The sequence below is a fragment of the Acinetobacter sp. LipI_23 genome (assembly GCF_058243045.1).
This window is the reverse complement of record NZ_JBZAYJ010000001.1, coordinates 2,558,824-2,570,175: the sequence shown is the minus strand read 5'-3', so window position 1 is coordinate 2,570,175 and position 11,352 is coordinate 2,558,824. Positions and strand designations below refer to the sequence as shown.

At 42.1% G+C, this 11,352-nt stretch carries 9 protein-coding genes and 1 tRNA gene; 8 read left to right on the top strand and 2 right to left on the bottom strand.

The annotated features are described in order from the left end of the window. The first annotated feature begins 82 nt into the window (after positions 1–82). Positions 83–159, top strand: a tRNA-Met gene (locus AC4CVD_RS12635). A gap of 117 nt (positions 160–276) precedes the next feature. On the opposite strand, the gene AC4CVD_RS12630 is transcribed toward AC4CVD_RS12635, so the two are convergent. Beyond that, entirely contained in the window at positions 277–1,902 is a 1,626-nt protein-coding gene (locus AC4CVD_RS12630; protein WP_490753233.1) for an NAD+ synthase, read from the bottom strand. Between the two features lie 203 nt (positions 1,903–2,105). Here AC4CVD_RS12630 and AC4CVD_RS12625 point away from each other — a divergent pair, with 203 nt between their 5' ends. From AC4CVD_RS12625 to AC4CVD_RS12610, 4 genes are all read left to right on the top strand, one after another. Then, a complete protein-coding gene (locus AC4CVD_RS12625; protein WP_078425310.1) occupies positions 2,106–2,612 on the top strand; it encodes a type IV secretion protein Rhs in 507 nt (168 codons plus the stop codon). A gap of 183 nt (positions 2,613–2,795) precedes the next feature. Next, entirely contained in the window at positions 2,796–3,752 is a 957-nt protein-coding gene (locus AC4CVD_RS12620; protein WP_335997463.1) for a metal-dependent hydrolase, read from the top strand. Positions 3,753–3,767: 15 nt separating this feature from the next. Then, entirely contained in the window at positions 3,768–4,613 is an 846-nt protein-coding gene (locus tag AC4CVD_RS12615) for an SDR family NAD(P)-dependent oxidoreductase (protein WP_490753232.1), read from the top strand. Between the two features lie 18 nt (positions 4,614–4,631). Then, on the top strand, positions 4,632–6,224 hold the full coding sequence (locus tag AC4CVD_RS12610; RefSeq protein ID WP_490753231.1) for a flavin-containing monooxygenase: 1,593 nt from the start codon (positions 4,632–4,634) through the stop codon (positions 6,222–6,224). 148 nt (positions 6,225–6,372) lie between these two features. Here AC4CVD_RS12610 and gltA read toward each other — a convergent pair whose 3' ends face one another. Continuing rightward, on the bottom strand, positions 6,373–7,647 hold the full coding sequence (gene gltA, locus AC4CVD_RS12605; RefSeq protein ID WP_004695551.1) for a citrate synthase: 1,275 nt from the start codon (positions 7,645–7,647) through the stop codon (positions 6,373–6,375). 1,027 nt (positions 7,648–8,674) lie between these two features. Here gltA and sdhC point away from each other — a divergent pair. The 3 genes from sdhC to AC4CVD_RS12590 are packed head-to-tail and all read left to right on the top strand — an operon-like array spanning position 8,675 to position 11,349. Next, positions 8,675–9,073 carry a succinate dehydrogenase, cytochrome b556 subunit gene (gene sdhC / locus AC4CVD_RS12600; protein ID WP_005400408.1) on the top strand — a complete coding sequence of 133 codons (399 nt, stop codon included), beginning with the start codon at positions 8,675–8,677 and terminating at the stop codon, positions 9,071–9,073. Beyond that, positions 9,073–9,438 (top strand): succinate dehydrogenase, hydrophobic membrane anchor protein, encoded by a 366-nt coding sequence (gene sdhD / locus AC4CVD_RS12595; protein WP_262470122.1) that lies wholly within the window; start codon positions 9,073–9,075, stop codon positions 9,436–9,438. Before sdhC ends, sdhD begins: the two co-directional genes overlap by 1 nt. Positions 9,439–9,450: 12 nt before the next feature. Continuing rightward, the gene (locus tag AC4CVD_RS12590) at positions 9,451–11,349 is read left to right on the top strand and encodes an FAD-binding protein (protein ID WP_004695556.1); all 1,899 of its coding nucleotides are present in this window, start codon (positions 9,451–9,453) and stop codon (positions 11,347–11,349) included. Positions 11,350–11,352 lie beyond the last annotated feature (3 nt).

Here is an 11,352-nt window from a genome sequence, read left to right as displayed (position 1 = left end):
CAATTGTTTAAATGCTGATCATTGGGATAGGGTAGGGCTTGACGGGTGTTTAATATGTATAGATAATGCCCCCACAGTTTACGGCTATGTAGCTCAGTTGGTTAGAGCACCGCACTCATAATGCGGGGGTCACAAGTTCAAGTCTCGTCATAGCCACCATTTTAAAAGACCAAGCTCTCAGCTTGGTCTCTTTTTTTGTGCGTAAAAAATAGATTTGAATATGTCGATATAAAAAAGCCCAAACATCTGTTTGGGCTTTTTTATTGGAACAGCAGCTTATATGCCAGCTTTCCAGCCATTCATGATTGGGTAGCGACGTTCACGGCTAAATGCACGTGAGCTGATACGCGGACCAATTGCACCTTGGCGACGTTTGTATTCATTGAAATCAACCAAACGAATTACTTTTGCAACCACTTCAGCATCAAAGCCTTTGCCAATGATGTCATCTTGGCTCATATCTTCTTCGATATAGGCATACAAAATGGCATCCAGTACATCATATGGCGGTAAAGAGTCTTGGTCTTTTTGATCTGGACGTAGCTCTGCTGAAGGTGGGCGAGTAATCACACGCTCAGGAATCACAGGCTTGTCTGAAATGCTGTTACGGTATTTCGCAAGTTCAAACACAATGGTTTTATACACATCTTTCAGTACCGCAAAACCACCGACCATGTCACCATAGAGCGTGCAATAGCCCACCGCCAATTCTGATTTGTTGCCTGTAGACAGGACCAAATTACCAAATTTGTTGGATAAACCCATCAGCAGTGTACCGCGGGCACGCGCTTGTAAGTTTTCTTCAGTTGCATCCGCAGGGCTGTTGCCAAAGAACGGATAAAGCGTTTGCATAAAGCTGTTTACAATCGGGTTGATTTCAGCAATCCCAAAAGTCACCCCCATACTCTTCGCTTGTTCAGCAGCATCTTCTACACTGATTTGAGCGGTATAGGTATATGGCATCATTACGGCTTGGACTTTGTCGGCGCCAATCGCATCGGCTGCAATTGCAAGAGTTAGAGCTGAGTCGATCCCGCCTGATAAACCCAAAATCACTCCGGGGAAACCTGAGCGCTGTACATAGTCACGAGTCGCCATCACTAAGCTTTGATAAATCTCTGCCATAGTGTCTAAAGCAGGCGGCAGCGCATTGGCCTTAAAAGCTTGTTGTTCTGCTTCGTATTCAGCGAAATACAGAGACTCTTTAAAGCTTTCTGCTTGAAGTACAACCGAGCCATTTTTGGCAATCACGAAGCTTGTACCATCAAAGATCAGGTCGTCTTGACCGCCGACTTGGTTAGCATAGACCAAGTTGAGGTTCATTTGTTTCGCCAGTGCAGACATGGTTTCAACACGGTGCTGCGGCTTACCGACTTCATATGGTGAAGCATTTAAGACCAAAGCCGTTTCTACATTGAGCTGTGCCAGTTGTTGTACGGTTGAAAGTGACCAAACATCTTCACAAATCAACACACCAAACTTATGACCCAGATATTCAAAAACAAGGTGTTGATGCCCTTCGGTGAAGTAGCGCTTTTCATCAAATACGCTATAGTTTGGCAAGTTTTGTTTGTTATACACACCCAAAACTTGTCCATCTTTCATGACCGCAGCGGCGTTGTAGCGTTGACCATCTTCGGTTTGGTTGACAAAACCAAAGACCATCACAATGTCTTTTACTGTTTTAAGTTGTTCAAAAACTTGTTGCGTGCGTTTGGTTAGGCTTGGACGTAGAAGTAAATCTTCTGCTGGGTAACCAATGCTCGAAAGTTCTGGAAAAATAATTAAATCAGCATTTTGTTTTTTTGCTTCATTGGCCTGCTCCAACATTTTTTGGGCATTTGCTTCAAGGTTGCCAATGTGCGGAGAGAACTGTGCAAGTGCAATTTTAAAACTTTTCATTTCCAACTAAATCCTATACCTATAGGGATATACACGACGATTGAGTTTGTTATAGCTATAAGTTCTACGTGGTGTAAGTGACGATAAACAAATAGAAGTATTAATCAATAATAAGTGCGAATACTATATACGAAATGCGATTTTTTTTAAGGGATATTCTAAAAAAAATCCGTAAATGTCCTTAAAAAGAACAAATTGTTCTAATGTCTTTATGGAGTGTGATTGTGTGGTTTCAACCGCTTTTACAAAAAATACAGCAAAAGTTTGAACTTAAAAACAGGCCCTTGACTGAAGGGGAGAAAAAGTTTGCCAGCAGTATTTTTGGGAACAGTCTGAACATGGATTCGGTTCGAATTATCGCGCATCGGGCAGTGCTGCCTCATTATGCGATTAGCCCCAATGGACATGTCTATTTTAATATCAAAGACTGGTGCGAAAACTTTGCCGACCAACCGATTCATCAACAAGCTTGGTTGATTCATGAATTAACGCATGTTTGGCAAATTCAGCAGGGACTCGCTGTAGTCCGTAAGGCACTTTTTAACCGTCAATATCGTTATGCATTAAAACAAGGCAAGCAGTTTTTAAGCTATGGCATTGAACAGCAGGCGCAAATGGTGCAAGACTATTTTCTCAAAAAACACTATGGCGAAGAATGCTCAGCCTATGAACAGTGTATTCCCTTTGTGGCACACAAAGCCTCGTTCTGACCCCGATAGATAAATCTGTGGAGTGATTGTTAGACAACAGATTTTAAAGTCATAAATTGCAAATCATTTGAAGAAAAATGCCAGTGGCATAGGGGAAGCGGACTCTTATTTTGAATGCAAAGCACAGGTAAAAATCGTGAGATTGAGCCTAAAAAATGAGCTAAAAATAAGAAGGAATGTCCTATGCGTATCGCTCTTCCATTGAAAGGCAAAGCCAGCCAAATTTTTGCAGGACCCGTATTCGATGCTGAAAAACAGTCTGCGATTATTCCAATTCGGCATAGGAAATTTGACTTTGAAGCTGAGAAAATTGATCCCAAATTTTACTTAAATGCGGAGCTAGCCAGTGCTTACTTTGCATCTCTCTCGATCTTTCTGACCTATGGTGAAGACTTGGTGATTGATACCGCCCGTTATCACCGCGATTTCCTCACAGACCCTGTATTAAAACAACGTGTGACGTCTTTAATTGGACAGGAGGCACTGCATTCAAAGCTACATGAAGAATTGAACGATACTTTTAAACAGGTTGATTTACCCGTTGGCATTTTTCGTTATTTAGCCGAAATCGTTTTTGACTACGGTTTTAACCGTTTACCACAGCCGATGAAATTGTCTTTAATGGCAGGCATTGAACATTTTACCGCAGTGCTGTCTGAATACATGATGAACCATGAAGAGATTTTTTTCGATTCTCAAGACGAAAAGCAACGGGCGATTTGGATGTGGCACATGCTAGAGGAATCTGAGCACAAAGACATTGCGTATGATGTGTTTCAATCACTTTCCAATAACTATGCCTTACGTATTGCGGGTTTTTTCCCAGCCCTTATCACTATTTTACTGCTGATCTCTGTGGCGTCAGTTTTTGTTCCGTTTTATCGCAAACCGTCTAATTTGGTGAGTCTCAGCTATTGGAAGGATGTGCCGCGGAGTTTCAGTCTCTTGTTTGGGCTGAAACGTGGTGTTTATGGCAGTAGTTGGATGCATATTTTTGACTATTTACGTCCGAGCTTTCATCCGAATGATTATGACACTTCTGCATTTTTAGATTATTACAAAGAGCGTTTACTACATCCTGAAACAGGAGTATTAACCCCCTATTTCACCAAAGAATTTACTCCAGCACTTAAATCATAAAGAGGAGGTTATGACATGGGACTGTTGAGTAAAAAAAATAAACCAAGTCAAAAGGCCTATGCAGTTGTAACGGGTGCAGGTAGTGGAATTGGTCGTAGCTTTGCATTGGAACTGGCAAAACGCGGTGGTGATGTCATCTGTGCAGATATTGATTTAAGCTCGGCACAGGAGACGGTAGATTTGATTCAGTCGATGACATCTTCGTCAGCCTATGCGGTGCATTGTGATGTTGGATTAAAAGAATCTGTACACGCTTTGGCGGAGCAAGCGGAACAGCTTTTGGGACATCCTGTCACCTTGGTCATCAATAATGCCGGAGTTGGGCTAGGTGGTAAGTTTGATGAGGTGTCTCTGGAGGATTGGCAATGGTGTATGCATGTCAACCTGTGGGGGGTAATTCATGGTTGCCACTACTTTGTACCCAAATTTAAACAGCAAGGTTTTGGTGCCATTATCAATGTGGCATCGGCAGCGGGCTATACCGTAGCCCCTGAGATGACAGCGTATAACGTGACCAAGTCTAGTGTTTTGGCACTATCAGAAACCCTAGCTTCAGAACTTCATGCTTATAACATTGCAGTCAATGTGCTGTGCCCGACCTTGGTGCCGACCAATATTATGAAGAATGGGCGTTTGCCAAGTCGCTATTCTGGACTGGCTGACAAACTGCTGATGAACCATGCGTTTACCACCAGTGATGCTGTAGTCAAAAAAACATTAAATCGCTTAGATGCGGGCAAGCTTTATACCATTCCACAACCTGATGCCAAATTGTTCTGGTGGATGAAGCGTGCATCGCCAAGCTTATACGTCAAACTTTTAGGTTTGGGTTACCCACTGTTTAATCAAATCACAAAATAAGAATAGAGAAAAATGAATATGGAAACGCAATTAGAGATAGAGCAAGCAGATGTGCAAGCGCCGTCTGATCAAATGCAAGATCAAACCACGACGCCAAAAAGTGTGGAAGCTCAACCCAAGCAGACCCGTAAAAAGGCTGTGCTTCGTCCTAAAGCTGTACATACTTACGATACCATTGTTGTGGGAGCAGGGATTTCGGGCATTGCTGCGGCTTATAAAATGAAACAAGTGGGCTATCAGGACTATCTGGTTTTAGAAAAAGCGGATAGGGTCGGTGGTACGTGGCGTGATAATAATTACCCTGGCTGTGGCTGTGATGTACCTTCGGCATTGTATTCATTTTCCTTTGCACCTAGTCATCAATGGAGTCATTTATTTGCGAAACAACCTGAAATTTTAAGTTACTTGGAACAGGTGGTTGAGCAGTTTGAGCTGCAAGATAAAATTCGTTTTCAGCATGAGTTACTCAGTGCAAAGTGGAATGAAGAGGCGGGTATTTGGCAACTCGAAACTTCTCAAGGGGCATATCAAGCACGAACCGTGATCTTTAGCACAGGGCCGATTACAGAACCGTCCTTACCTAACATTAAAGGGATAGAAGGATTTAAAGGAGAAATGTTCCATTCAGCCCGTTGGAAGCATGATTATGACTTGACGGGAAAGCGGGTTGCAGTGATTGGAACAGGTGCATCTGCCATTCAGTTTATTCCACAAATTCAGCCGTTGGCGAAAGAGTTGATCGTATTTCAGCGTACTGCGCCGTGGGTTTTGCCCAAAGCGGATATGCAGCTCAATGCTACAGTAAAGTCGCTGGTGGCCAAATTCCCGATGATTCAGCAAGGCTGGAGGAAGAGTGTTTCCAGCATTTTAAATGGGATCAACTTTGGGCTTCGTCATCCGTCACTGCTTGAGCCAGTTAATTTTTTAAGCCGTCAATTATTAAAATTACAAATACAGGATGACTCCTTACGTAAAGCCGTAACGCCTAACTTTTCGATCGGCTGTAAGCGACTTTTATTTGCCAACAATTATTATCCAGCACTGCAACAAGACAATGTCACGTTGTTATCCCAAGGTTTGGTCGAGATTGATGGGCAGAGTGTCATTGCGGCAAATGGTGAGCGATTTGAGTTCGATGTCATTATCTGGGGAACTGGTTTTGAAGTGGCACATCCTCCAATTGGGCAACGCGTATGGAATGCCCAAGGTGAGCGACTGGCCGACCTTTGGAAGGGCGGTTCTCCAGAAGCGTACTTGGGTACAAGTTTGGAAAATGTGCCGAATGCCTTTTTGGTATTGGGGCCAAATATCTTGGTCTATGACTCTTTTATTGGCATTGCTGAAGCACAAATTCAGTACATTGTAGATGGTCTACTAAAAATGAAGGAGCAAGGCTTTAAACGTATGGTGGTGAAACGAGATGTTCTGCGTTATCACAATGCCAAGGTACAAACTCATTTAAAAACCACCGTATTTAACCGAGGCGGCTGTTCAAGCTATTATTTAGATCAAAATGGGCGTAACTTCGCGGCTTGGCCGTGGTCATTGGCCGAGTTAAAGCAACGTTTATCTACGCTTGAGCTAAAACACTACGATGTTGTTGAAGCTTAAAGTAGTCACATTAAGTATTAAAAACAGCCTGAGTCTGTTCAGGTCTTTTAATACTTTAAGGGTGTCATTCATGAATGGTAGGTTTAGAGTTCAACATATAAAAAAACCACCCATACGGGTGGTTTTTTGTCTATCAACGCAGACCGAATTAACGGTTGATGTCGCGTTGAACTTCGCCAGTGTAAAGCTGACGAGGACGACCGATCTTGTATGGACCGCTGTGCATTTCTAACCAGTGGCTGATCCAACCAACAGTACGTGCAAGCGCGAAGATCACTGTAAACATTTCTGTCGGGATACCAATCGCTTTAAGGATGATACCTGAGTAGAAGTCTACGTTCGGGTATAAGTTACGTTTGATGAAGTATTCATCAGAAAGCGCGATACGTTCAAGTTCCATAGCAAGAGCAAGCTGTGGATCGTTGATGCCAAGCGCACCAAGAACTTCGTCGCAAGTTTCTTTCATTACTTTCGCACGTGGATCGAAGTTTTTGTACACACGGTGACCGAAGCCCATGAGTTTAACTTCTTTAGTTTTCACTTTTTCCATGAAGTCAGCAACGTTCTCTACAGTGCCGATTTCATCAAGCATCTTAAGAACAGCTTCGTTCGCGCCGCCGTGAGCAGGGCCCCAAAGTGCTGAGATACCCGCAGCGATACATGCATATGGGTTCGCGCCAGTAGAACCAGCTAAACGTACTGTAGACGTAGAAGCATTTTGTTCGTGGTCAGCGTGAAGCGTGAAGATACGGTCCATTGCTTTAGCAAGGATAGGATCTACTTTGTAATCACGGTCTGCTGGAGTAGCAAACATCATGTACAAGAAGTTTTCAGCGTAGCTTAAGTCGTTACGTGGGTAAACAAATGGTTGACCAACAGTGTACTTGTAGCTCCACGCAGCCAAAGTAGGTACTTTAGCAATTAAACGGATCGCTGTAATTTCACGGTGATCAACATTTTCGATGTCTAAGTTGTTGTGATAGAACGCAGAAAGCGCACCAACTACACCAACCATGATCGCCATAGGGTGAGCATCGCGACGGAAACCATTGAAGAAGCGGCTAACTTGATCGTGAACCATAGTGTGGTTACGAACTTTAGCATCAAATACTTCTTTTTGTTCAGCTGTTGGAAGCTCGCCATTGAGAAGTAAGTAGCAAGTTTCTAAGTAGTCAGCTTTAGTTGCTAACTGGTCGATTGGGTAGCCACGGTGTAAAAGCACACCTTTGTTACCGTCGATGAAAGTGATTTTAGACTCGCATGCAGCAGTAGCCATAAAACCAGGATCAAAAGTGAAGTGACCTGCGGCCAATACATCCTTAACGTCGATTACATCTGGGCCCAATGTGCCGCTGTAAATTGGTAATTCAATTTCTTTGCCATCAAGCTGTAAAACGGCTTTTTTGCCAGTTGCTTCAGACATTCAATAGATCTCCTGTCCTGGTGAATGATTTATCTGACTCGAAATACTCATCTTTTAATGCACGAATCAGACGGATTAAAAATTTGCTCTAAGAGTAGAGAGTGCTGAAATTTTGTCAATTATACTTATGGATAAAATGATGACTTCCGAAGTTATAGTTAAGATTTAATCCATTAAAATTTGCATAAAATCACAGCACCGCCACACTATAATAAGTTAATTCAAGGAGCAAGTGCATAAATAAAAAATGTTGCTGGCGCAATTGTAAGCAGTTTTATATTGAAAAAAGCGCTTGAAAAGAAACAGAATTCAAGTCGTCATATATTTACATTTATTATGATTCTCGTAACTTACGCATCATTTTAAAAAGAAAATGCTGCTTTCGTAGTCATTGTTAAAAACAATAAGTGACTCAAAAAAAATGATTTAATTGTATAAAAAATAGCTTATTTGGTATTTCGAAAACGATATATAAGTCACTTTTTTTATTTATACGGATGTGAAAAAATTGTTTTAATTAAAATTTATTACGAGATATTTCAATCTTGTAGGGGATTAATCTGTTGCACCAACATCATGCATATTTATGCCACTATATTAAAATAAAATAATGAACATTTTATATATAAATAAAAAATAATTAAAATAAAGCAGTGAAATTAGCCAGTTTTTAAAACAAGACTTTTTTGTGCATCATTAGTCTAAAGTCGAATTTGCCCGTTTTTGTATAAATTTTAGCGCTTGAATTTGGTGTTTATTTTATAAAAACCAACTATATAGCTGAGATTTAAAGCTAAAGTATTGTAGCGCAAGGTATTTATCTATGTGTTAATGATTCTTATTTAAAGAATTTTTATGCAAAAAGGCCAAGGGCATTGTTTGTATTTTGATAGTTCACGTCTTATAATTCAGTGTCGTTTTAAGTTCAAACGCTATTTAATTTAGAGTTTTAAAGTAGCTGCTGAACAATGCCAGCTTTCCTTCGAATTAATTCCAACAAACTCCGGATGGAGTTTTTACTTACAGGATGCCCGCTGTGAAAAGCAACAGACCTGTCAATTTGTCCATGGGTCAAGTTTTAGAAGTAAACTTAAAATCCCCTGTGGCTATTGCATCAATCTTACACCGTCTATCAGGTGTCATCGTATTTTTACTCGTACCGGTACTTCTATGGATCTTAGACAAGTCATTGTCTTCGCCTGAAGGATTTGCTCAAGTTCAGGCTATTTTTAATAGCTTCATTGTGCGTTTTGTCGTATGGGTATTTGTAGCCGGCTTAATTTTCCACTTTATTGCGGGTGTTAAGCACTTACTTGCAGATATCGGTATTGCTGAAGAACTGCAAAGTGGTCGTATCGCAGCTACTATTTCATTGATCTTGTCTGCAATCGGTATCGTTGCGGCATTTGTATGGATTGTTATCTAATGAAAAGTGCTACTGGTTTAACGGGTTCAGGTTCTCGCGATTGGTTTATCCAACGTGTAAGTGCTGTCGTATTAGCAGTTTATACAGTTGTTGTTTTAGGTTGGATCCTATGCAATGGCGGTTTTAGCTATGAACAGTGGTACGGCTTTATGATGACAGCGCCAATAAAGATTTTATCTTTATTGGCCGTCTTATCTCTTGTTGCACATGCTTGGATTGGTATGTGGCAGGTATTCACTGACTATGTGACTACTCGTCAAATGGGTCCTTCAGCTTCAGGTTTACGCCTTGTACTGACTTCAGCAGTAATTATTGCTGTATTTGCATATGCGATCTGGGCAATCCAGATTTTTTGGGCGAATTGATAGGAATAGATCATGGGCGCTATAACCCCTAAAGAAGATTACACAAATATTCCACACGAAACTTTCGATGCTGTCATCGTTGGTGGTGGTGGTTCAGGTATGCGCGCGTCTTACCAACTTGCTCAAGCTGGTTTGAAAGTTGCTGTTTTAACTAAAGTATTCCCAACTCGTTCGCACACAGTTGCAGCGCAGGGTGGTATTGGTGCATCTCTTGGTAATATGCAAGAAGATAACTGGCACTACCACTTCTACGACACTGTTAAAGGTTCTGACTGGTTAGGCGACCAAGACGCGATCGAATTTATGACGCGTGAAGCGCCACAAGTGGTTTATGAGTTAGAGCACTTAGGTATGCCATTTGACCGTAACGCAGACGGTACGATTTACCAACGTCCATTCGGTGGTCACTCTGCAAACTACGGTGAAAAAGCAGTTCCACGTGCATGTGCTGCTGCTGACCGTACAGGTCATGCACTTCTTCACACGCTTTATCAAAGCAACGTGAAAATGGGTACGCAATTCTTTGTTGAGTGGATCGCGCTTGACCTGATTCGTAACGAAGCAGGTGATGTTCTTGGTGTAACAGCAATTGACCAAGAAACGGGTAAAATTGCAGTATTCCAAGCCAAAGCGACATTGTTTGCTACAGGCGGTGCGGGTCGTGTTTACCGTGCATCAACCAATGCTTATATCAACACTGGTGACGGCCTTGGTATGGCTGCGCGTGCAGGTATTCCATTGCAAGATATGGAATTCTGGCAGTTCCACCCAACGGGTGTTGCTGGCGCAGGTGTATTGTTAACCGAAGGTTGTCGTGGTGAAGGTGCAATCCTTCGTAACGATGCAGGTGAGCCGTTCATGGAACGCTATGCACCAACTTTAAAAGACTTGGCGCCACGTGACTTCGTATCACGTTCTATGGACCAAGAAATTAAAGAAGGTCGTGGTTGTGGTCCGAAGAAAGACTACATCTTGCTTGATATGACGCACTTAGGTGCTGAAACGATCATGAAGCGTCTTCCATCTGTATTCGAGATTGGTAAGAAATTCGCGAACGTTGACATCACGAAAGAGCCAATTCCAGTTGTACCAACAATTCACTACCAAATGGGTGGTATTCCAACGAATATCCACGGTCAAGTGGTTGTGCCTGAAGGTTCTGAAACTGAAGCATTTGCAGCACATTATGACAAAGATAGCGATATCTATTCGACTAATGCGGGCGATCGTAACTTTACGAAACCTGTTAAAGGCTTCTATGCAATTGGTGAATGTTCTTGCGTGTCTGTACATGGTGCAAACCGTTTAGGTACGAACTCATTACTTGACTTGGTTGTATTTGGTAAAGCTGCGGGTGAGCACATCATCGACTACGTGACTAAACATCACGGTGATGAATACCAACCACTTCCTACGACTGTACTTGAGCAAACTGTTGCACGTATCCGTAAGTTAGATGACTCATCTACAGGTGAAAATGCTCAAGAAGTTGCAGATGCAATTCGTGACATCGTTCAAGACCATGCTGGTGTATTCCGTACAACTGCACTTCTTGAAGAAGGTGTGAAGCAGATTCTTGCGATTGAACCACGTGTACGTAACATTCACTTGAAAGACAAATCTAAAGTATTTAACACCGCGCGTGTAGAAGCTTTAGAAGTTGAAAACTTGTATGAAGTAGCTAAAGCGACATTGATTTCAGCAGCAGCTCGTAAAGAGTGCCGTGGTGCGCATACGGTTGTAGACTTTGAAGAGTCGCCAGATCACCCAGCTTACCCATATGGTCGTCGTGATGATGAGTGGATGAAGCACACATTATGGTTCTCTAGCGATAACCGTCTTGAGTACAAGCCAGTGCGTTACAAGCCATTGTCAGTTGCTGCAATTCCACCTAAACCACGTACATTCTAATTG